Source organism: Streptomyces asoensis, assembly GCF_013085465.1.
GTDB lineage: Bacteria > Actinomycetota > Actinomycetes > Streptomycetales > Streptomycetaceae > Streptomyces > Streptomyces cacaoi_A.
This window is the reverse complement of the sequence record NZ_CP049838.1, coordinates 9,096,611-9,118,123: the sequence shown is the minus strand read 5'-3', so window position 1 is coordinate 9,118,123 and position 21,513 is coordinate 9,096,611. Positions and strand designations below refer to the sequence as shown.

At 74.0% G+C, this 21,513-nt stretch carries 16 protein-coding genes; 11 read left to right on the top strand and 5 right to left on the bottom strand.

The window, feature by feature from the left end; all coding sequences use genetic code 11:
- Nucleotides 1-18: 18 nt before the first annotated feature.
- Nucleotides 19-3,327 carry a helix-turn-helix transcriptional regulator gene (locus G9272_RS40515; protein WP_171401190.1) on the bottom strand — a complete coding sequence of 1,103 codons (3,309 nt, stop codon included), beginning with the start codon at nt 3,325-3,327 and terminating at the stop codon, nt 19-21.
- Between the two features lie 237 nt (nt 3,328-3,564).
- Nucleotides 3,565-4,485 carry a bis(hydroxyethyl) terephthalate hydrolase gene (gene bdeA, locus G9272_RS40510; protein WP_171402383.1) on the bottom strand — a complete coding sequence of 307 codons (921 nt, stop codon included), beginning with the start codon at nt 4,483-4,485 and terminating at the stop codon, nt 3,565-3,567.
- 253 nt (nt 4,486-4,738) lie between these two features.
- On the opposite strand from bdeA, the gene G9272_RS40505 reads away from it, so the two are divergent.
- The 4 genes from G9272_RS40505 (at nt 4,739) to G9272_RS40490 (ending at nt 9,503) form a co-directional block, all read left to right on the top strand.
- Nucleotides 4,739-6,640 carry a PucR family transcriptional regulator gene (locus tag G9272_RS40505; protein ID WP_171401189.1) on the top strand — a complete coding sequence of 634 codons (1,902 nt, stop codon included), beginning with the start codon at nt 4,739-4,741 and terminating at the stop codon, nt 6,638-6,640.
- A gap of 159 nt (nt 6,641-6,799) precedes the next feature.
- Entirely contained in the window at nt 6,800-8,179 is a 1,380-nt protein-coding gene (locus G9272_RS40500; RefSeq protein WP_171401188.1) for a diaminopimelate decarboxylase, read from the top strand.
- 93 nt (nt 8,180-8,272) lie between these two features.
- Nucleotides 8,273-8,476 (top strand): hypothetical protein, encoded by a 204-nt coding sequence (locus G9272_RS40495; protein WP_171401187.1) that lies wholly within the window; start codon nt 8,273-8,275, stop codon nt 8,474-8,476.
- 136 nt (nt 8,477-8,612) lie between these two features.
- Nucleotides 8,613-9,503 (top strand): Gfo/Idh/MocA family protein, encoded by an 891-nt coding sequence (locus G9272_RS40490; RefSeq protein WP_171401186.1) that lies wholly within the window; start codon nt 8,613-8,615, stop codon nt 9,501-9,503.
- A gap of 64 nt (nt 9,504-9,567) precedes the next feature.
- Here the strand turns inward: G9272_RS40490 and G9272_RS40485 are convergent, their stop codons facing one another.
- The gene (locus G9272_RS40485; RefSeq protein WP_171401185.1) at nt 9,568-10,455 is read right to left on the bottom strand and encodes a GNAT family N-acetyltransferase; all 888 of its coding nucleotides are present in this window, start codon (nt 10,453-10,455) and stop codon (nt 9,568-9,570) included.
- 230 nt (nt 10,456-10,685) lie between these two features.
- On the opposite strand from G9272_RS40485, the gene G9272_RS40480 reads away from it, so the two are divergent.
- Nucleotides 10,686-11,777: a PP2C family protein-serine/threonine phosphatase gene (locus tag G9272_RS40480; RefSeq protein WP_171401184.1), complete on the top strand. Its 1,092-nt coding sequence runs from the start codon at nt 10,686-10,688 to the stop codon at nt 11,775-11,777.
- Here the strand turns inward: G9272_RS40480 and G9272_RS40475 are convergent.
- Nucleotides 11,734-13,986 (bottom strand): MMPL family transporter, encoded by a 2,253-nt coding sequence (locus tag G9272_RS40475; protein WP_171401183.1) that lies wholly within the window; start codon nt 13,984-13,986, stop codon nt 11,734-11,736. The genes G9272_RS40480 and G9272_RS40475 overlap by 44 nt on opposite strands.
- A gap of 139 nt (nt 13,987-14,125) precedes the next feature.
- Here G9272_RS40475 and G9272_RS40470 point away from each other — a divergent pair, with 139 nt between their 5' ends.
- Together G9272_RS40470 and sthA are read left to right on the top strand one after the other, a co-directional pair.
- The gene (locus G9272_RS40470; protein ID WP_020129064.1) at nt 14,126-14,332 is read left to right on the top strand and encodes a hypothetical protein; all 207 of its coding nucleotides are present in this window, start codon (nt 14,126-14,128) and stop codon (nt 14,330-14,332) included.
- 63 nt (nt 14,333-14,395) lie between these two features.
- Nucleotides 14,396-15,799, top strand: a complete 1,404-nt coding sequence (sthA, locus tag G9272_RS40465; RefSeq protein WP_216377857.1) for a Si-specific NAD(P)(+) transhydrogenase — start codon at nt 14,396-14,398, stop codon at nt 15,797-15,799.
- Between the two features lie 29 nt (nt 15,800-15,828).
- Here sthA and G9272_RS40460 read toward each other — a convergent pair whose 3' ends face one another.
- Nucleotides 15,829-16,290 carry a DUF5709 domain-containing protein gene (locus G9272_RS40460; RefSeq protein WP_171401182.1) on the bottom strand — a complete coding sequence of 154 codons (462 nt, stop codon included), beginning with the start codon at nt 16,288-16,290 and terminating at the stop codon, nt 15,829-15,831.
- Nucleotides 16,291-16,621: 331 nt separating this feature from the next.
- On the opposite strand from G9272_RS40460, the gene G9272_RS40455 reads away from it, so the two are divergent.
- The 4 genes from G9272_RS40455 to G9272_RS40440 all read left to right on the top strand — a co-directional run bounded on the left by G9272_RS40455 (nt 16,622) and on the right by G9272_RS40440 (nt 21,506).
- Entirely contained in the window at nt 16,622-18,094 is a 1,473-nt protein-coding gene (locus G9272_RS40455) for an APC family permease (protein ID WP_171401181.1), read from the top strand.
- Nucleotides 18,095-18,105: 11 nt separating this feature from the next.
- Nucleotides 18,106-19,065 (top strand): hypothetical protein, encoded by a 960-nt coding sequence (locus G9272_RS40450; RefSeq protein WP_171401180.1) that lies wholly within the window; start codon nt 18,106-18,108, stop codon nt 19,063-19,065.
- Nucleotides 19,066-19,201: 136 nt separating this feature from the next.
- Nucleotides 19,202-20,383 (top strand): M20 family metallopeptidase, encoded by a 1,182-nt coding sequence (locus G9272_RS40445; RefSeq protein WP_253268085.1) that lies wholly within the window; start codon nt 19,202-19,204, stop codon nt 20,381-20,383.
- 37 nt (nt 20,384-20,420) lie between these two features.
- On the top strand, nt 20,421-21,506 hold the full coding sequence (locus G9272_RS40440) for an ArsR/SmtB family transcription factor (RefSeq protein WP_171401179.1): 1,086 nt from the start codon (nt 20,421-20,423) through the stop codon (nt 21,504-21,506).
- Nucleotides 21,507-21,513 lie beyond the last annotated feature (7 nt).

The following is a 21,513-nucleotide window of genomic DNA, read 5'->3' as shown; positions in this document are numbered from 1 at the left end:
CCATTGTTTTCGCTCCGATCAACCCTCCTGTCCGGCCTTCTCGACCATGCGCACCAGTTCGACGCGGGAGCGCACGCCCAGCGCCGCGAAGACCTTCCGCAGGTGGTAGTCGACGGTTCGGGTGCTGACCGAGAGGGTCAGCGCCACCTCCCGGTTGGTGGCGCCCTCGGCGACGCACCGGGCGATCCGCAGCTGCTGCGGTGTCAGTCCGTCGAGCCCCGGCCCCAGCCCCATCGCTCTCACTCCGCCGCCCGGCGCCACGCCGCCCGCCCGCAGTTCGGCGCGGGCCTGGTCCGCCCAGGCCCGCGCGCCGCAGCGTTCGAACCCGACCAGGGCGGCGCCGAGGCGGTCGCGGGCCTCGCTCAGCCGGCGGCGCCTGCGCAGCCACTTGCCGTGCAGCAGTTCGGTGCGGGCACGTTCGAAGTCGCCGCCGCCGGCCGCGTCGTGCAGGTCGAGCGCGCGGCGGTACAGGGCGTCGGGCCGGTCCGCCGCGGCCAGCAGCGCACGGCAGCGCGTCAGTTGGGCGGGGGCCTGCGGGTCGGCGCCGAATCCGGCCCACCGGGCGAACTCCTCGACGACCTCGGTGACGCCGTCGTCGGCCCGTCCGGTCGAGGCGGCGGCCTCCACGAAGCAGGGCACGGCGAGCATCCACACCGCGAAGTGGCCCCTGCGCGGCCCCGGGCGCACGAGGGGTCCGAGCCGGTCCGTGGCCTCCCGGGGGCGCCCGCGGGCGAGGTCGGCGCGGGCCGCCGCCCACTCCGCCAGCGTCGCGGCCTGGACGAGGCCGTGCCGCCGGGCCGTGGCCAGCGCGATATCCACGTGGCCGGCGACCTCCTCCGGAGCGCCCTCGATCGACGCGGCGAGGGCGAGTACCGCGTGGTGGTGGGCGGCCGTGTTGCGCTGCCCCGCGCGGTGCGCGGCCCGCAGTCCCTCCTCCGCGTGGGTCCTGGCCAGCGCGTGCCGTCCGGCGCGCAGCTCGGCGTAGGCGAGGTACTCCCGGGCCCGCGCGAGGGCCGCGGGGGTCCCGGGGGTACGGGCGGCGGCCAGGGCCCGCGCCCCGGCGCGGCGGGCGGCCACGAGGTCGCCCAGCAGCAGGGCGGCGGCGGCCGCGCGCAGCGCGGTGTCCGGCTCGTCGGCCCCGCCCGCGCTCTCCACACCACCCGCAGCCTCCACACCACCCGCAGTCTCCGCGTCCTCCACCAGCCGCCGCAGAGGCTCCGCCGCCTGCGCGAACTGCCCTTCGAGCAGGGCCCGGAGGCCGATGCGATAGCCACGCAACACGGCACTGCTGCCTGCACACACCGGCACACCCCTGTGCGCCGGTCCGCCTCGAGACCCCGGCGGGTCCTCCGGAAGGTCCCGGGAGGGCCGGGTGCCGGGCCGTAAGTCGATACCCGGGGTACCGTCCTCGCCACCCAGCAGGTGCCGGCTGCCCGAGGCGTCGCCCGGCGGCCCCGGCCGGTCCGCCGGGAGATCCCCGAACCGGGTGTCGGGCTGCGCGTCCGTGTCCGGGGAGCCGTTCGCGCCGCCCGGCAGGTCCTGGTGGCCCGGGGCGTCGCCCGGGGGGCCCGGCCGGTCCACCGGAAGGGCCGCGAGTGGTCTGGCGTCGGGCCGCGCGTCGGAATCCGGGAGGCCGTCCTCACCGTGGCCCGGCAGGTGCAGGCGCCCTGGGGCGGCATCCGGAAGCCCTGGCCGGTCCGCCGGAACGTCCCCGAACGGCCGGGGGCCGGGCCGCGCGTCCGTGTCCGGGGAGCCGTTCCCGCCGCCCGGCAGGTCCTGGTGGCCCGGGGCGTCGCCCGGGGGGCCCGGACGGGTCGGCGGAACGTCCTGGGACGGGCTGGTGTCGGGCCGTGCGTCGGGGGTCGGGGAGTTGTCGCCGGCGCTCAGGAGGTGCAGGCAGCCCTGGGCGTCACCCGCTGCCCAGGCGGCGTCCACCGCGGCCAGGAGGGCCGATTGGGCCTGTCGTGGGGACGACGCGGAGAGCAGGCGGGCTGCCAGGAGCAGGGATGCGCGGGCCTCGTCGACTGCGCCGTCGTACAGGACCGTGGTGCCGCGGACCAGTTCGACGCGGCCGCGCAGCGCCGTGGGCGCCGCACTGTCCCGGGCCCCGTCGAGCAGCCGCAGGGCCCGGTGCGTGCGGCCGCCGAGCAGGGCCTGCTCGGCGGCGGCCGTGTACCACTCCGCGCGCCGGGTGCCGTCCTCGGCCAGCTCGGCGGCATGGGCGTACGCCGCGCACCGCAGGCTCCGGGGATGCGCCTGGTCACCGGCCGCCGCAGCCAGTTCGGTCGCCGTCCCGCGCCGGGCCACGGTGGCGGACCGGGCCCGGTGCAGCAGGGCGTGCAGGCCTGCGGCTCCCGCGTCCTCCAGTGCCCGGGCCAGCGCGCGGTGCGCGGCACGGCGCCGTTCGGGCCGCGCACCGGCGTACACCGCGCGGCGCAGCAGCTCGCTGTGGAACCCGACCTCGCCGTCGGCCAGGACGAGCACCTCGGGCAGCGGATCGAAGGGAGGTGCGGACTCCGCGCCGGGACGCGTCCCCCGCAGGTGCTCCGCACCCCGCCGCGCGAGTGCCAGGCCGATCCGGGTGTTCTCCGTGTCGTCCGTGTCCCGTACGGCCGCCGCGACCGTCAGCAGCAGGTCCTCCTGCGCGGGCGTGAACCCGGTCAGGAAGCCGCCGGCCAGGCCGGTCAGGAGCTCGGCGTCGGCCGGCGGGCCGGGCAGCCTCCGGTGACCGCGGATCTGGGCGGGCGACAACCGCCGGACCATCGCCAGCAGCAGGGTCGGACTGCCCTCGGCCGCGTCCACCAGGTCGTCGCGCACGGCCCGGTCGAGGGCCCCGCCCGTCGCCTCGTCGAGGAGCGCGGCCGCCTCCGCCGGGGAGAGCGGGTCGATGCGGACCACCGGCAGCGCGGCGAACTCCCGGTCGACCGGGCGGTGTCCGGACACGCTCAGCAGCACGCTCACCCGGCCGTTCCCGCGCAGGCGCTCGGCGGTGCGGCCCACTGCGGCCCTGGTGGGGGCGTCCCACAGATGCGCGTCGTCGACGCACACCAGCAGCGGCGTGCCGGTGGAGGCGGCCCGCAGGGCGTCGAGGAGTAACGCGCAGGGCGGCCCAGCGGCGGACCACGGGTCCGCCGGTGCGCCGAGGACGCGCAGCAGCGCGCGCAGACCCCCGAGGGGTACGGCCGACGCCGCCCGGTCGGCCCGAACACCGACCACGAACGCGGCCGGGCACGAGCGGGCGGCGCGGGCCAGGAACGCCGTGCGGCCGCAACCGGGTTCACCGGTCACCACCCGCACACCGCCGCCGGCGGTCGTCTGTCCGGTCATTCCCGTGACGTTACGTACGGGTAACGGGTGGTGGAAGCCGTGCGACCGGGGCGACAACGACGACGGCGCGGGCCGTTCGGGGCCCGTCACCAGCGGGTTCGTGTGCGACGGGCGTGACACACCTTGTGCCGGGTCCCAACGGCCGCCGCCGCGCCGCGTGCACGGGCACAGCGACGGCGGCAGCGACGGCAGCAGCCGCAGCCGCAACGGCAGCGGCCCCGTTGTCCTCACGTTGCCTCAGGACGTGTGCGGGCAGTTGCCCCGGTACTCGTCGATCGTCAGGCTCGGCTGCGGCAGCGGGCACAGGAACTGCTCGTAGCGCGTGTCGTTGTCGATGAAGCGCTTCAGCCACGAGATGCCGTACTTCGCGATCGTCGTGTTCGACGAGTTCGGGGTGAAGTGCGTGGCGTTGTTCAGCTCCAGGTAGGCGCGGTCCAGGGAGGACGGCAGGCTGGAGTAGAACGGCTCGGCGTGGCCGGCGACAGGGGCGACCGTGTCGCCGTCGGCACCGATGATCAGCGTGGGTGTACCGACCTCGGGCCAGGTCTTGTCGAGGTTCCACGGCGTGAGCGGGATCGCGGCCTGGAGCGAGGGCCGCGCCTTGGCGGCCTCCAGGCTGCCGCCGCCGCCCATCGAGTGGCCCATGACGCCGAGCCGGCCGCTGTCGACGCGGCTACGGACGGAGCTGACCTGCGTGAGGTGGTCCAGGGCCGCGAGCAGCTGGCGACCGCGGGAGTCGGGCTGGTCCAGCGTGGTGAGGGTGTCGATGGTGAAGACGACGAAGCCCTGGGACGCCAGTCGTGGGCCCAGCCAGGCGATGGAGGACTGGGTGGCGGTGTAGCCGGGCGAGACGGCGATCGCGCCGAAGGTGCCGTCACTGGTGCTGGTGGGGTAGTAGATCGTGCCGCCGCCGAAGCCGGTCACGGCGAGCGAGGAGACGGTGGTCTGGGAGACCGCGTACGGGCCGCGCACCGCCTCGATGCTCGCGGTCGTCGGCGCGGGGCCCCGCTCGTAGGGGTTGTCCGCCGCCTGCGCGCCGGGGCCGCTGAGCGTGGTGAGGCCGACGACGGCGGCGACCGCCGTCGCGAGCCGGGCGAGCTGTCCGGACCTGCGGTGGGGGGAGCCGGTGGAGGCGCGGTGGGCCGCACCGGTACGCATGTGATGCTGCACGAGGAGTCGTCCTCTCGGTCGGGCGGGCCGCGAGGGGCGCCGCCGCTGGGCTGGCGGTGCCACTGTCGGGGCGGGGCCGGTGCAGGGGGATCGGCGATGTCACCGGTCCCGTGGCTTTCCCCCGGAGGAAACCGGGAGACGGCGAGCGCCGCGGTGTGGCCGTCGGCGCCGCCCGGGACGCCTATCGTCGGCGGGGAGCACACGGGGTGCGTCGTGGGGACGAGGGCGGGAGCGTCGGACGATGAACGAGGAGGATCCGGCCCCGCGGGAGGCTGTCGCGACCCTGCGGTCCCTGCTGGCCTTCGAGGACGGCAACGCGGTGCGGCTGCTGTACGCGCCCGCCGCGCCCGACACCGTCGTCCGGCGGATCGCCGTCGGCCTCGACGACCTCGACGACTTCGACACCCCGGACGACCTCGACATCCCGGATGGCCCCGACGCTCCGGACGGGCCGGGTCCGGGTCCGGGACGTCCGGCGGGCGCGGGCGTCCTGCTGCTGGCGGTGGGCGCCGCCCCGGACGCCGATACCGTTCGCGAGGCCGCACGGCGGGGCGCCTGCGCCGTGGTGCTGAGCGACACGGGCGAGGAGGCCACCCGTCCGGAGACCACCCGTCCGGAGACCACCCGTCCAGAGACCACCGGACCGCAGGTCACCGGACCGCAGATCACAACCCCACGGGTCACCGATCCGCAGGTCACAGCCCCACAGGTCACAGACCCGCAGGCCACAGACCCACAGGCCGCAGCCCCACAGGCCGCAGACCCGCAGGCCAACGGACCGGTGGAGGCGGCCCGGGAGACCGGCGTCGCTCTGCTCGCCCGTGCCGAGGGCACCGGCTGGGCCGAGGCCGCCGCGCTGCTGCGGTCGGCGCTCTCCTACGTCCGGGCCGGCCGGGCCGACGACGCCGGGGCGCTCCGGGGCCCGGAGACGGCGCCTTCCCTCGCGGTTCTCGCGGCGCGGGTCGCGGCCTACGTGAAGGGGTCGATCACCATCGAGGACACGCGGTTGCGGGTCCTGGCCCACTCCGCCACCGGGCCCGGCGCCGACCCGCTGCGCCGGACCGTCATCCTCGGCGGCCGGGTGCCCGACTGGCGGGTCGCCGAGCTGCGGCGCAGCGGCCTGTTGCGCGCCCTGTGGACCTCCGAGGACGTCATCCACCGGCCCGCCGACGGCGACAACCCGGAGCGGCTGGTCGTCGCGGTGCGCAGCGGGCGGGAGGTTCTCGGCTCGATCTGGGCCGCCGCGGACGGTGCCGCCCTGGCCCCGGACGCCGCCCGTCATCTGCGTACGGCCGCCGGGCTCGCCGCTCCGCTGCTGGTGCGCGAGCGGCTGAGCGAGAGCGGCACGGCCCACCGCCGGGAGGCCGCGCTGCGCGGTCTGCTGCACGGTCTCGGGGACCGGCGTACCCACGCCTGGTCGCTGGGGCTGTCCCCGGACGCGCCGTGCGCGGTGGTGGTGGCCGAGCGGCTGCCGGGCGCGCGGGCCGACGACCGGGCCCTGGACGTCCTCGCCCTGGAGACCTCCGCGCACCGTCCGGGTACCGGGATCCTGCGGGACGGCGACCGGCTCGCGCTGTTCCTCACCGGGGACGCCACCGCGGCGGAGCATGCGGCGGCCGTGCTCGGCGTCGTGCGCGAACTGGACGCGGTCGTCTCGTCGTTGCCGGGTGCGCCGGCGGTGTGGCTGGGTGTCGGCCCGGTCGTCACCCCGGAGCGGGCCGACCTGTCGTACGGGCGGGCCGGGCTCGTCGTCCGGGCGCTGCGGGAGCGGGAGGCCAGGGCGTCGGCCGCCGGACGGCCCCGGCCCCCGCGGCACGCCGACGCGGCCGGTGCGGGCGCGGCGCTGGAGGTGCTGCGGATCCTGGACGCGGCGCGTCCGGTGTGGGAGTCCGGCGGCGGGCCGGTACACGACCTGATCCGGACGGACCTCGCAGCGGGCGGCGAGCTGGTACGGACCCTGGCGGCGTACTTCGACGCCGGGGGTGACGTCCCCGAGGCGGCCCGCCGCCTGGTCGTGCACGCCAACACGCTCCGCTACCGGCTGGGTCGGGTCCGGGAGCGGTACGGCGTGGACCTCGACGATCCCGACACCCGGCTGCTGCTGACCCTCGCGGTCCGGCTGGTCCCGCCCGAGGGGTCCTGAGCGCTCGCGTACCTGAGCGCACGAGCGTTCGATTGTCCGCGTACACAAAGGTTCCGCCTGCCTTTGGCCTGGTACCCAAAGACGTGCGGCCTGCGCGGGAGGAATCTGGAAGAGTCACCGACCGCGTGACACCCTTCCTCGCCCGAAGGAGACGAGCACGTGCTGCTCCCCACCGAGAACCAGCAGACCGACCAGCGGACCGACCAGCGGACCGACGCCTCTCCCGTCGCCCTCGCCGTCCGGCAGGCCGTCACGGACGGGCTGCTCGGCGAGAATCGGCCGCTGGCCGGCTTCGTCGACGTGCGGGGCGTGCGCGACAGCGTCGCCGGCCTGCACGAGGCGTTCGCGCAGGTGCCGGACGTCCTGCACACCTTCGCCGCCAAGGCCTGTTCCCTGGTGCCCGTGCTGCGGCTGCTCGCCGACGCCGGCATGGGCTGCGAGGTGGCGAGCCCCGGCGAGCTGCGACTGGCGCTGGACGCGGGGTTCGCCCCGGCGCGCATCGTGCTGGACTCGCCGGCGAAGACCCGCCGGGAGATCCGGGAGGCCCTCGCCCTGGGCGTCGCGCTCAACGCGGACAACCTCGACGAGCTGGACCGGATCGACGCCCTGCGACCCGAGGACTGCGCGTCGGTACTCGGGGTGCGGGTCAACCCGCAGGTCGGGGGCGGGTCGATCGGCGCGATGAGCACGGCGACCGCGCACTCCAAGTTCGGGGTGGCCCTGCGTGATCCGGGGGCCCGCACCCGCGTCGTCGAGGCCTTCGCGCGGCGGCCGTGGCTGACCCGGCTGCACGCGCACGTGGGCTCGCAGGGCTGCCCCCTGCCGCTGATCGCGGAGGGCCTCGCGGAGACGCACCGGCTCGCCGAGGAGATCAACGCGCATGTCGGCCGCCGCCAGGTGACCAGCCTCGACCTGGGCGGTGGGCTGCCGGTGAACTTCGCCGACGACACGGTCACGCCCACCTACGCGGAGTACGTGGCCGCGCTGACCGCCGCCGAACCGGCGCTGCTGGACGGCCGCTACCAGGTGGTCACCGAGTTCGGCCGCTCCCTGATCGCGAAGAACGGCTTCACGGCGGCCCTCGTCGAGTACGTCAAGGACGCCGGTGGACGCCGGGTCGCGCTCACCCACGCCGGCGGGCAGGTCGCGACCCGTACCGTCTTCATGCCGGACGCCTGGCCGCTGCGGGTGTCCGCGTACGGCCCGGACGGCACACCCAAGCGGACGCCCCTCGTCCGGCAGGACGTCGCCGGGCCGCTCTGCTTCGCCGGGGACGTCGTGGCGCACGACCGGCCGCTGCCCGCCCTCTCCGAGGGGGACCTGGTGGTGCTGCACGACACGGGCGGGTACTACTTCTCGGCGCACTGGTCGTACAACAGCCTGCCGAGGCCCGCCGTGTACGGCTACCGGCTCGCGGGCGACCAGGTCACGTTCGCCACGATCCGGGCCGCGCAGACGGTGCGGGAGATCTCCGCGGAGAGCGGTCTGGCCCAGGCGGACGCCCTGCTGACGGGTTTCGCCGCGCCGCCTGGCACCTGATCCGCGCCCGATCCGCGCCCAATCCGCGCCCGGCAGGCATCAGCGGCCCGATTCTGAGCACCCGGCATTGCGTCGCCTGCCGAGGAGAGAATCGTGCTCTGGGTCGCCGTGCTGCTGCTGCCGCTGCTGTCCGTGCTGATGGCGGTCATGGACCGGGTCGAGGAACACCTGCTCGCGCAGGGCCGGCCCAAGCGGCGCCATGCCGGGCGCAGGCGGCATCTCCGCCTGGTCCGGGGCACCTCCGCCGCCGCCCCGGTGGCGGACGACTCCCGCTCGACGGAGGCCCGGGCGGCCTGACGGCCCGGGAGTACCGCCCGGGGTGTCCCGGAACGACGGTGGTGTGCGAGGCTCGCGGTCGGGGTCGGCGTCCCGGCGAGGACGTCACCCGTCACGTCACCCGTCACGTCGGTCGGCATCAGGGAGAGTCAGCGGTATGCGCATCGGTCTGCTCGGCACCGGCCCCTGGGCACAGATGGTCCACGCCCCCGTCCTGGAAGCGCACGAAGCGCTCGACTTCGTCGGTGTCTGGGGCCGACGCCCGGAGGCGGCGAAGGAACTCGCCGACCGGCACGGGACACGGGCCTACGACGACGTGGACGCCCTGCTCACGGACGTGGACGCGGTGGCCGTCGCACTGCCGCCGGACGTCCAGGCGCAGCTCGCGGTGCGGGCCGCCGGGGCCGGCTGTCATCTCCTGCTCGACAAGCCCGTCGCCGCGACGGTGGCGGGCGCGCGGGCCGTGGTCCGGGCCGCACAGGAGGCCGGGATCGCCTCGGTCGTCTTCTTCACCACCCGGTACGTGCCCGAGGCCGGTGCCTGGATCGCCGAACAGGCGGAGACCGGGGGATGGTTCACGGGACACGCCCAGTGGCTGGGCGACGTGTTCCACAGTACGGGCGACCACCCCTTCGCCACGCCCTGGCGCGGCGAGAAGGGCGCCCTGTGGGACGTGGGTCCGCACGCGCTGTCCGTGCTGCTGCCGGTCCTCGGCGACGTCCGCCGGGTGACGGCCGCGGCCCATGGTCCCCGGGACACCGTCCATGTGGTCCTGGACCATGTGGACGGCGCCTCCAGCACGCTGACACTCAGTCTGACGGCCCCGCCCGCGGCGACGGGCGCGGGCGTGGAGCTGCGGGGTACGGCCGGGGTGACTCGGCTCCCCCAGGGTGGCGGCGACGCCGCCGGGGCCCTCACCCGGGCCGCCGACGAACTGCTCGCGTCGGCCCGGGACGGCCGCCCCCACGCCTGCGACGCCGCGTTCGGCCTGCGCGTCACGGAGATCCTGGCCGACGCCGAGGCCCTGCTGGCGGGCGGAGCACACTGACGCACCGCGCCCCGAGCCCCTGGGTCCTGGCGGGACCTGCCAGGACCCAGGGCTCGGTCGGCCGTCAGCCGACCTCGAAGTTCACCCGCTCCCGCACGACCGGATAGCCGGCCTTCGCGAAGTGCGCCGCCATCGGGAAGTTCCCCTGGTCGGTGGCGGCGGCGATGAACTCGGCACCCCGCTCGGCGAGATAGTGGGTGCACTCGGCGAGCAGGTCGTAGGCGTAGCCGTGACCCCGGTGGTCCGGCAGTACGCCGATGAACCCGACGCAGGGGCCTGAGGGGTTGTGGGCCGGGATGTGGATGCCGGCCAGTTCTCCCTGCGGGGTGCGGGCCACCTGCCACCACTCGCGCGGTGACGGGCACCAGCGGAAGAAGTCGATCTCCTCCTGGGCGGCTCGGTCGAGGCCGCCTTCCGCGATGGCCTTGCGGGCATGGGCGTCGAGGGTGTCGGAGTGGATGCGGCGCAGGGCGTCGAAGAACACCGCGTCGTCCGGTTCGGGGGCGAAGATCAGACGGCCGGGACGGTCCGGCAGCCCGCACTCCGGGGTCCAGCGGTAGACGAAGCGTTCCACCAGCGGGGTGTGGCCGGCCGCGCGGGCGGCGGCGTGCCGGGCCTCGGCGGCGGCCCGCATGGCGGGGTCGTCGCGCCAGCCGCCGGGCATGACCAGTTCCAGGCCGACCTGCCAGGGGGCGGTGCGCAGGAGTTCGGCCGCGGCCTCCTCCTCGCCGTCGGCGAAGTCGAACCAGTGCACCACGAGCGGTTCGGTGTCCTCGGGGCCTCCCCACCAGACGGCGCGGGCGACGACCCGGCCGTCCCGCAGGGCGACGCGCTTCCAGTCGGGCCGGTAGGTGATCCTGCCGAAGGCGTCGGCGGCGCGCAGCGGATCGGGCAGGGTGTCGAACAGATGGACGTCGCTCTCGTCGAGAGCGCGGATGACCAGATCGGTCACGGATTCCTCCGGGTCGCGTACGGCGTGGTGCGCTCCCGGGGCGTCGGACGAGGGTCAGACGCGGCACGCCGGGGTCACGGAGTGGGAGCGCGGGATGAATGTGGTTCGCATGGCGCTCGCCTCCTTCCGTGAATGTCCGGGCGTGCGATCACACGGTAGGGGGCCCTCCTCGATCGCGTCCACCGGTTTTTCGGCGTGCGGCCGCCGCGGCCACGGTGGAGCGTGGGGGTGTGGGACGACTGGACGGGGACCGGCGAGGCTGGCTGCGGGGCGCGCCGCCGCCGCGTTGGGTACGGGCGCTGCCGCTCCTGCTGGTCGTGGGCGTCTGCGTCGCGACGCTGACCAGCCCCGAGCCGCTGGACATCGGGTTCATGCTGGGCGCGATCCCGCCGCTGGCGGTGCTGTCGTACGGTCCGGCGGCGACCGCGCTGCTCGGCGCGGCCGTGGTCGTGATGCTCAACCTGCCCGCGTTCCAGCTCGACCAGCCGGGCCAGACCGATGTGCTGACGGTGTGTTTCGTCGCGGTGCTGAGCGTGTTCGTGGCCTTCGTCCGCCGCCGCCGGGACGCCCAGCTGGACACCGAGCGCACGATCGCCGAGGCGGCGCAGAACGCCGTCGTGCCGCCGGTCCCCGGGCGGGTGGGTCCGGTGCGCTGCGCGGGGCTGTACCGGGCGGCACAGCGCGGGACGCTGGTCGGCGGTGACTTCTTCGACGTCCGGACGAGCGAACACGGGGTGCGGGCGGTGCTGGGCGACGTCCAGGGGCACGGGCTGGCGGCGGTGGCGACGGTGGCCTCGCTCCTGGGAGCGTTCCGGGAGGCGGTGCTCGACCAGCCGGACCTGGCGCGGGTCGCCGCCCGCCTCGACCGGCGGCTGACGGTGGACTCGGCGCGGGTCACGCACGCCGAGCTGTTCGCGACGGCGGTCCTGCTGGAGTTCACGCCGGACGCGGACGCCGTGAGCGTGGTCGTCTGCGGGCATCCCCCGCCGGTGCTGCTGCGCGAGGGCACGGCCACGGAGCTGGACGTCGTCCCGTGGACGCCCCTGGGGCTCGGTCTCCCGGAGGGCGCCCCGCTCACCGCCCACGTTCTGCCGCTGCGCCCCGGCGACCGCCTCTTCCTGGCCTCCGACGGCGTCTCGGAGGCCAGGGACGCCGCCGGAGTCTTCTACCCCCTGCTCGACCGCCTGCCCGCTCTCGCCGCCGGTGCCGACCCGGCGACGACGGCCGAGCGGGTGTGGACGGACGTCCTGCACCACTGCCCCGCCGTCCGCGACGACGTCACGATGCTCGTGCTCGCGCCGGTGGGTCCGGCGGACCGCTGAGGGTCTCCGCGTCGCCCTCGGCGTCGATGTGCGGCAGGATCCGGTCCAGCCAGTGCGGGGTCCACCAGGCGCGCGCGCCCAGCAGGGTCATGACGGCGGGCACCATGAGCAGCCGTACCACGGTGGCGTCGATCAGCACGCTGACGGCGAGGCCGAGGCCCAGCATCTTGACGACGATGTTGTCGCTGATGATGAACGCCGCGAACACGCTCACCATGATCAGGGCCGCGCAGGTGATGACCCGGGCGGTGATCTCCAGGGCGTGGGCGACGGCGTCCTTGGCGTCGCCGGTGCGCAGCCAGGCCTCGTGCACCCGGGACAGCAGGAAGATCTCGTAGTCCATGCTGAGGCCGAAGATGATCGCGAACATCATCATCGGCACATAGCTCTCGATGGGCACGTCACCGTGGACGCCGAGCGCCGGCCCGCCCCAGCCCCACTGGAAGACGGCGACGACGACGCCGTACGAGGCGGTGATCGACAGGACGTTGAGGACGGCGGCCTTGACCGCCACGAGAAGGCCGCGGAACACGGCGAGGATGATCAGGAAGGCGAGGAGGACGACCACGCCGATGATCAGGGGCAGCCGGCTGGCGACGATGTCCCGGAAGTCGACCTGGGCGGCCGTGGTCCCGGTGACATAGCCCTTGGCGTCATAGCCGGAGACCGCGTCGGGGAGGGTGTCGTCGACGAGACGGTTCGTCAGGTCGGTGGTGCTCGCGTCCTGCGGGGACTGCTTGGAGTAGACGGTCGCGAGCAGCACGTCGCCGTCGCTGGTGGGGGTCAGCGGGGTGACCGTGGCCGCGCCGGGCACCGCGCCCAGCGTCTTCTGTGCCTGGGCGGAGAGGTCGGAGCGCTTGTCGGACGGGACGGACGTCTGGTCGATGACGACGGTGAGGGGGCCGTTGGAGCCGGGTCCGAAGGCGTCGGTCATCAGGTCGTAGGCCCGCCGGTCGGTGAAGGAGGTCGGGTCGGCGCCGTCGCCGATGTGGCCGAGCTGGATGGAGAAGACCGGGATCGCGAGGATCGCGATGACGGCCACACCGGCGCCGAGGTACTCCCAGGGCCTGCGCTCGACGCGCTTGGCGTAGCGGTGCCAGGTGCCGTGCGGGACGGCGCCCGGTCCGGCGTCGGTCTCGGCGACCGGCTTGCGGACGTGGTAGCGGTCGATGCGTCTGCCGATGAGCCCGAGGAGGGCCGGTACGAGGGTGAGGGCGCCGATGACGGCGGTGACGACGGTGACGGCGGCGGCGAGTCCGAGTTTGCCGATGAAGGACACCCCGGACGCGTACAGACCGAAGAGCGCGATGATCACGGTGGTGCCGGACACGAGCACGGCGCGGCCGCTGGTGGCGTTGGCGTGTCCGGCGGCCTCGGCGGGATCGGCGCCGTTCATCAGGTTCTGCCGGTGCCGGGTGATCAGGAAGAGGGCGTAGTCGATGCCGACGCCCAGTCCGATCATGGTGGCGAGGGTCGGCGAGACGGTGGCGAAGGTGAAGGCAGCGGCCAGCAGCCCGAGGCAGGCGAGTCCGCCGACCACGCTGATCAGGGCGGTGACCAGGGGCAGTCCGGCCGCGATGACACTGCCGAAGCCGACGAGCAGGACGACGATGGCGACCGCGAAGCCGATCGCCTCGCTGATCCGGTCGTCCGCGTCGGGTCGGGCGAGCTCGCCGAGCGAGCCGCCGTACTCGACGTCGGCGCCGGCCGCCCGCAGTGGCTGGACGGCTTTGTCGACGCCGGTCAGGTAGTCGTCGCCGAGGGTGGAGGGCTGCACGTCGAAGCGGACGGTGACATACGCGGTCTTGCCGTCGCCCGACACCGGGCCGACCTTCGACGACGTCACAGAGAGCGGGTTCACGGCCGTGAGCACATGGGGGAGCTTCTGGAGGTCGCCGACGGTCGTGGACAGCTGTGAACTCAGGGTGCTCACGGACTGGTCGTCGTGCAGGACGATCTGGCTGCTGTAGCCGCCGGCCTGCGGGTCGTGCTCCTTGAGCACGTCCAGGCCGTCCGTGGACTGCACACCCGGCAGCTGGAAGTTGTCCTCGTAGGTCCCGCCGACGGAACGGCTGACCACCTGGAGGGCGACGACAGCCACGAGCCAGGCGATGATGACGATCAGGAAGTGCCGGGCGCACCAGGCGCCGAGCCTGCGCAGTCCCCCGCGGTGCGGGTTCCCGGCGGTGGTGGGTGCCATGGAGCCCATTAGACGCCCGGTTGATCTTCCCGGCATCTCGAGCCGGAGCTGATCGGATTGCAGGGTGCGGCTCCAGGATGAATGGTGTTAGTGGACCCGATGACCGCACCGGGCCGAAGCCTCCCTTCGGACGCGAGGAGCAGACATCATGCCGACGTCACAACCAGGCGGCTCCCGGCCCTCCCCGGAGCGCGCCACCCCGGACAACCTGCTCCACACGCGTACCGGCACCGAGGTGTCGCCGGAGGACATGGTCCTCGCCACCGGCCGGGACATCACCCCGCGCAATCTCGAGTGGGCGCGGCGCAAGCTCGCCGAGGAGGGACCCAGCGCGATCGAGAAGCTGCTGCCCTGAGCAATCGGGGCGATCGGCGCTCACCCTTTCGCGGCGGGCCCTGCGGCTGCCAGACTCCGGAGCGTGCCCGACTTCGACATGCTCGTCCTCGGATCAGGTCCCGGCGGTCAGAAGGCCGCCATCGCCGCGGCCAAACTGGGCCGCCGGGTCGCCGTCGTCGACCGCCCCGACATGGTCGGCGGGGTCTCCCTCCACACCGGCACCATTCCCTCCAAGACGCTGCGCGAGGCGGTGCTGTATCTCACCGGTCTCACCCAGCGGGACCTGTACGGACAGAGCTACCGCCTCAAGGAGAACATCACCGTCGCCGATCTGACCGCCCGTACCGAGCATGTGGTCGGGCGTGAGATCGATGTCATCCGCAGTCAGTTGTCCCGCAACCATGTCGCCCTGTTCGCCGGCACCGGCCGGTTCGTCGACGCCCACACCATCGCGCTGCGCGAGATCACCGGGCAGGAGCGGCTGATCAGCGCCGAGCACATCGTGATCGCCACCGGGACGCGGCCGGCGCGGCCGGACAGCGTGGAGTTCGACGGGCGGACCATCCTCGACTCCGACAACGTCCTGACGATCGAGCGGGTTCCGCAGTCCATGGTGATCGTCGGCGCCGGTGTGATCGGCATGGAGTACGCGTCCATGTTCGCCGCGCTCGGCAGCAAGGTCACGGTGGTGGAGAAGCGGGCCGGGATGCTCGACATGTGCGACGTCGAGGTCATCGAGTCGCTCAAGTACCACCTGCGGGACCTGGCGGTGACCTTCCGGTTCGGGGAGACCGTCGCCGCCGTGGAACGGCATGCGCGCGGTGCGCTGACCGTGCTGGAGAGCGGCAAGAAGATCCCCGCGGACGCGGTGATGTACTCGGCGGGCCGGCAGGGCCTGACCGACGAACTGGATCTGGACAAGGCCGGGTTGGCGGCGGACCGGCGCGGCCGGATCGAGGTCGACGAGCACTACCGCACGCCGGTCCCGCACATCTACGCCGTGGGCGACGTCATCGGCTTCCCGGCGCTCGCGGCGACGGCGATGGAGCAGGGCCGGGCGGCCGCGTACCACGCGTGCGGCGAGCCCGTCGGGCAGATGCACCACCTCCAGCCGATCGGCATCTACACGATCCCGGAGATCAGCTTCGTGGGGCGGACGGAGGACCAGCTCACCGAGGACAGCGTGCCGTTCGAGGTGGGCATAGCCCGCTACCGCGAACTGGCCCGCGGGCAGATCATCGGCGACGCCCACGGCATGCTGAAGCTGCTGGTCTCGCCCGAGGACCGGACGCTGCTCGGGGTGCACTGCTTCGGCACCGGGGCGACCGAGCTGATCCACATCGGGCAGTCGGTGATGGGCTGCGGCGGGACCGTCGACTACCTGGTGGACGCGGTGTTCAACTACCCGACGCTGGCGGAGTCGTACAAGGTCGCCGCCCTCGACGCCACCAACCGGCTGCGGCAGTTGGACCGCATCGGCGACTGAGAGCGGCGGGAACCCGGGACCGGAGGCGCTCACTCCTCGACGATGTGCACGGCGGCCTCCTCGGCGCCCGCGGCCCCGCCGTCGATGCCCACGTCCTGGGCGATCTCCTGTGGGGTGGCATCGGAGTGGGCGCCCTCGTCGGGGGCGACGAGCCGGCCCGCGCGCCGGTCACCGGCCTCGGGGTCGACGGGTTCGCCCTCGCCCTCGGGGAGGTCGCCGACGCCGTCGCCGGCCGGTTCCGACACGTCCGGGACCTCCTGGGCGAGGCGCTGGTCGAGGTTCTCGCCCTCGTGCTGTTCGGCCGCGGTGGTGCCGTACTTGGTCACGCCGAGCGGCTTCTCCGGCGGGGAGTAGCCCTCGTCGAGGGTGTCGTCGTAGGTGCGTTCCCCGACGGCGTCCTGGAGGTCGAGCGGGGCGGCGTCCTGCTGTTCCTCGTTCGTTCCGGTGGGCTGGTAGACGTCGTCGCCCATCGCCTCGGACTCCGTACCCATGGGTTGCTCCTTCGCCGTCGGGGGCTGTTGTCTCCCCGTCCGCGTTTCCCGTGCGGCCCGCTCCAATCGCGGCACATGCCACCTGCACGGGCGGCCGTGGACGTTACCCATCCGTCAATCTTGAAAGCTCAATCGTTAGGGCTATAGTCACTCGCACACTCGGTGTGACCGTCCGCCCACGCAGTGCCGGAACGGTACCCTCCGCGCTTTCCCCGCCGACGTTTCCCGAGGTCATCCCTCCCGACGCGCGGCGGCGCTCCATCCCTCACCCCCCATACGCCGCCGGGTCGTCCCCGCTCGGGCGGCGTGCACGACGGAAAGCGGCACAACCATGAGCAACAGCACCGGAAGAGGCCTCCAGGCGAATGTCCTGGGCACCTTCGACACGGTGGTGATGGCGGTCGCCGGCAGCGCGCCGGCCTACTCCATCGCCGCCACCACGGCGGTCCTGGCCGGCGCCGTGGGCCTGGCCGGACCGGCGGCGCTGCTGTACTGCGCGATACCGATGCTGGGCATCGCGCTGGCCTTCAGCCGACTCGGCCGCATCGATGTCAACGCGGGCGCCAGTTACTCCTGGGTGGGGCGCACGCTCCACCCCTTCCTGGGCTTCATCAGCGGCTGGGCGCTGGTGATCTCGGCGACCATCTTCATGGTGGCGGGATCGCTGCCGGCCGGGTCGATGACGCTCGCCCTGTTCGACGAGGGCCTCGCCGACGACACGGCACTGTCGACCGTCGTCGGCGCCGCCTGGTTCCTGGTGATGCTGGCGGTGGTCCTCGGCGGGGCCCGGCTCACCGTGCGCGCGCAGTTGATCATGTCGGGTGTGGAGCTGGCGATCCTGGCGCTGTTCGCGGTGCTCGCCCTCTTCCACACGGACAACTCGCTGCCGTTCGACTGGTCCTGGCTCGGATTCAGCCACTTCGACGGCGTCTCCGGCTTCGCGTCGGGCGCGCTGGTCGCCGCCTTCTACTACTGGGGCTGGGACGTGACCAGCAACCTCAGCGAGGAGACCCGCAACAGCCGCCGTACGACGGGTCTGGCGGGGCTGATCGGGGTGGGCATCGTCTTTCTCCTCTTCGAGGTCTTCACCATCGCGGTGAACGTCATCCTCAGCTCGCAGCGGATCGAGGACAACGGCGCGAACGTGCTGGCGGCGCTGGGCGAGGAGGTGTGGCCGGGCTGGGGCGGCAAGGTGCTGATCGTGGCGGTGATGCTGTCCACCGTCGCCACCCTGGAGACGACCCTGATCCAGGTCACGCGCTCGCTGTTCGCGATGGGCCGGGACCGTACGATGCCGTCCGCGCTGGGCCGGGTGCACCGCACCTGGAACACGCCCTGGGTGGCGATCGCGGTGGTGGGCGGGGTGGCGCTGGTGCTGTTCGTCGCCTCCAACGCGCTGGGCTCGGTGGGCGACATCCTCGCCGACGCCATCTCGGCGATCGGCCTCCAGATCGCCGTCTACTACGGGCTGGCGGGTCTGGCGGCGGTCGTCGCGTACCGCAAGACGCTGCTGAAGTCCCCCTCCGACTTCCTCCTCGGCGGGCTGTGGCCGCTGTTCGGCGCCGTGTTCATGTTCTGGATCTTCGTGGAGTCGCTCGGTGAGCTGGACCCCGCGGCGGTCGCCATCGGCGTCGGCGGGCTCGCCGTGGGACTGGTGCCGATGCTCTGGTACTGGCGGCAGGGCAGCGAGTACTACCGGCCCGCCCGGCTGGACGCCTCGCGCACCGTCGAGGCCGACTACGTGCCCGAGGGGCGCCCCGCGACGCACTCCGCCGGCCACGAGGGTCTCTCCACCGACTTCTGAGAGGGGACCCGATGGCGCGCGACCGCTTCGCTCCCGATTTCGACCCCGACTGCGGGGACGCTCCCCTCTCCTCCACCCGGCACGACATCGTCATCGGCCGCTGGCAGGGCCTGCGGGACCTGCTGCGCGCCACCGGCCCCGACTGGCTCGCCCGCGGTCACCGGGTCCGGCTGCTGGCGCAGGCCTGCGCGGGCAGTTCGACGGTGGAGACCTGGCTGGCCGCCGAGCCGCACAGCGCCGACGCGCTGGTGCTGCGGGCGGCCACGGAGACGGCCCGGGCGTTCAACCTGGCGATCACCGCGGGCCGTGGCGTGCCGATCGAGCAGACCCGGGTCGACGGCGCGGTGCTGGCGTGTCTGTCCGCCGCCGAGGCGTACCTGGACGACCCGACACCGTGGACCTCGCTGATCTCGGTCGCCCGTCTCTATCCGGCCGGGGTGCGCCGGCAGGAACTGGCCCGCTGGTGGGACGAGTTGCACCAGCGGGATCCGTACAGCATGGAGGGCCACCTCCAGGTGCTGCACTACTACTCCGCCCGCTGGCACGGCTCGCACGGGCTGATGTACGACTTCGCCCGGGACGCGGCCGGCGCGGCCCCGCCGGGCTGTCCACTGCCGGTGCTGGTGCAGTACGCGCGCGTCGAGGAGTTCCGCCACGCCCTCGACACCACGCAGGACCGCTCCACCGCGGTGGGGCTCGGCCAGCACTGGAACAACGACGGCGCCGTCAGCGACGTCCGCCGCACCTGGGAACGCTGGATCATGGGCCGCAAGGACGACGCCGTCGCCCCGGGCGAGCTGCGCGACTTCAACTACCTCGCCCACGCGGCGTGTTCGGCGGGCACCGCGGACGTGGCGACGCCGCTGCTGCGGATCCTCGGCACCCGGGCGACCCGCACACCCTGGTCGTACACCGGCGATCCGGTCCAGCAGATCGCCAGACGGCGCAAGCAGTGGGGCGTACGCGACTGAGACCGGGAACTCCCCCGCCGCGGGGCCCCCGCGATTACCTGGCGCGCGGTAACCGGCGGGTTCGCGGCTCTCGGTGGCCGCAGTCTCGTCTCGGGTGACGGGGTGTCACCCGAGACGAAGGGGGAGACCCGTGTCCGTGTCGCTTCAGACGCTGTCCGACCAACTCACCGCGCTGCGGCCCCGGATGGAGCGGGTGAGCCTCGCCGTCCACGGGCGGCCGGAGCTGAAGTTCGCCGAGTACCACGCCCAGCAGGTGCTCACGGGCTGGCTGATCGAGTCCGGGTTCACCGTGTCGGCAGGCGTCGGCGGGCTCGACACCGCGTTCACGGCCGTGCACGAGGGAAGCACACCCGGTCCGTACGTCGCCGTCCTCGCGGAGTACGACGCGCTGCCCGGCGTCGGGCACGGCTGCGGCCACAACCTCATCGCGGCGGGTGCGGCGGCGGCCGCGATCGGCCTGGTGCGGGCGCTGCCCGCGCACCCCGGGACGGTCGCAGTGATCGGCACGCCCGGCGAGGAGATGGGCGGGGCCGGGAAGGTGCGGCTCGCCGAGGCCGGGGTGTTCGACGGGGTCGACGCGGCGGTGATGTTCCATCCGTCGGACCGCTCGGCGACGACTCAGCACGCCCTGGCGGCGGCGCATCTGCGGGTGGCGTTCACGGGCCGCAGCGCGCACGCGGCGAAGTCGCCGTGGGAGGGGCGCAGCGCACTCGCCGGAGTGCAGGTGTTCCTCAACGCGGTCGACGCGCTACGGCAGTTCGTACCGCCGACGGCCCGGCTGCACGGGATCGTCTCGGACGGCGGACAGGCCCCGAACGTCGTGCCGGCCCGCGCGGCCGTCGACCTGTACGTCCGCGACCGGACGACCGCCGAGGCGCAGGCGCTGGTGGAGCGGGTGCGCAGGGCGGCCGAGGGCGCGGCCCTGGCGACGGGGACGCGGGTGGAGGTGTCCGAGACGGGTCCGCTGTACGCGGAGCGCCGGGACAATCTCGTGCTCGCCGCGCACTTCGGAGCGGCCGTGCGCGCGCTGGGCCTGGACATCGCGCCCGACACCCCGGACGCGCCCGCCGGTTCCTCCGACATCGGCAACCTCTCCCAGCTCCTGCCGGTCATCCATCCGTATGTGCGGATCGCCGAGTCCGGTACGCCCGCCCACTCGGAGGCGATGGCGGAGGCTGCCGTGACGCCCTTCGCGCACGAACGCACCCGGATCGCGGCGACCGGGCTCGCCAAGGTGGCCGCCGACCTCCTCACCGACCCCGAGCTGCTCGCCTCGGCGCGGGCGGAGTTCGCGGCCGGGAGCGTGGCACCGCGATGACCCCGGGCCTGCCGTCCCCTCCGTACACTCCCCGACCATGTCGGTCGTGATCGTCCTGGACGGTGCCGTGCGCGGCCGCCTCACCGTCACCGTGTCGCCCTTCGCGGAGCTGGCCGCCTGTCTGCACGTCCTGACCGAGCACGGCCACCACGCCGGCCGTACGGCATGGGCGCGGCAGGTGACCGACTCGGCGGCGCCCGAGTTCCGGGCGGGGCTGCACCGCTTCGCCCCGCTGTGGACGGCACTGCGCTGGCGGGGCTTCTACCCGGGCCTGGACGCCTCCGCGCCACCGGGCCACGGGTCGTCGCCGGGCGCGCTGCCGCTGGACCGGTTCGCCGAGCTCACCGCGTACACCTGCGCGAGCGGCTACCACGGCTTCGCGTTCGGCCGGGTCCTGCGCGACCGGACCCAGGCGGCCGCGCTGCGGCAGGCCGCGTCGGGGCTCGCGGAGCCGCATCTGCGGCTGGCGGAGGACCTGTTGCGGGACCCGGAGGCGCTGCGCGCGGATCTCGCGGGCTTCGTCGAGCTGTGCCGGCGCGTCTTCTTCGACGCGCTCTGGGCGGACACCGAGCCGGTCCTCGCCCGCGCGGCACACCGGGTACGGCAGCGGCTGGCGGACGAGGGGCCGGCGGCGGCGCTGGTCTCGCTGAGCCCGTCCGGCGCGCGGATCGCCGGCGAGGCGGCGGGCGGGCCCGAACGGGTCGTCTTCGACAAGGTGCACCACGCGGTGGTCAGCCCGGCCCGCACGCCGCTCGTCCTCATCCCGACGCTGTACGGCGCCCCGCACCTGCTGGTGAAGAACGAGCCGGGCCTGCCGCCCGTCGTCCACTTCCCGGTGGAGGCGCCGGACGTGGGCGTCACGCCGGCCCGCAGCCGCATGCTGGCGCTCACCGACCCGCGCCGGGTACGGCTCTGCCGGCTGATCGCCCGTCAGGCCATGACCACCGCCGACCTGGCGGCCCGGCTGTCGATGACCCGCCCGCAGGTCTCCCGCCATCTGCGGGTGCTGCGCGATCTCGGGCTGGTGCGGGTGGAGCGCAACGGGCGGTACGTCCACTACGGCCTGGATCTCGCGGCGGTCGAACGGCTCGGCCGGGACGTGGCGGTGGCGTTGCAGTACTGACGTCCGG

What these genes read in the sequence shown, in the direction of transcription:
- G9272_RS40515 (WP_171401190.1), bottom strand. Translation starts at nt 3,327, where the DNA reads ATGACCGGACAGACGACCGCCGGCGGCGGTGTGCGGGTGGTGACCGGT.
- bdeA (WP_171402383.1), bottom strand. Translation starts at nt 4,485, where the DNA reads ATGCGTACCGGTGCGGCCCACCGCGCCTCCACCGGCTCCCCCCACCGC.
- G9272_RS40505 (WP_171401189.1), top strand. Translation starts at nt 4,739, where the DNA reads ATGAACGAGGAGGATCCGGCCCCGCGGGAGGCTGTCGCGACCCTGCGG.
- G9272_RS40490 (WP_171401186.1), top strand. Translation starts at nt 8,613, where the DNA reads ATGCGCATCGGTCTGCTCGGCACCGGCCCCTGGGCACAGATGGTCCAC.
- G9272_RS40475 (WP_171401183.1), bottom strand. Translation starts at nt 13,986, where the DNA reads ATGGGCTCCATGGCACCCACCACCGCCGGGAACCCGCACCGCGGGGGA.
- G9272_RS40470 (WP_020129064.1), top strand. Translation starts at nt 14,126, where the DNA reads ATGCCGACGTCACAACCAGGCGGCTCCCGGCCCTCCCCGGAGCGCGCC.
- G9272_RS40460 (WP_171401182.1), bottom strand. Translation starts at nt 16,290, where the DNA reads ATGGGTACGGAGTCCGAGGCGATGGGCGACGACGTCTACCAGCCCACC.
- G9272_RS40455 (WP_171401181.1), top strand. Translation starts at nt 16,622, where the DNA reads ATGAGCAACAGCACCGGAAGAGGCCTCCAGGCGAATGTCCTGGGCACC.
- G9272_RS40450 (WP_171401180.1), top strand. Translation starts at nt 18,106, where the DNA reads ATGGCGCGCGACCGCTTCGCTCCCGATTTCGACCCCGACTGCGGGGAC.
- G9272_RS40440 (WP_171401179.1), top strand. Translation starts at nt 20,421, where the DNA reads ATGTCGGTCGTGATCGTCCTGGACGGTGCCGTGCGCGGCCGCCTCACC.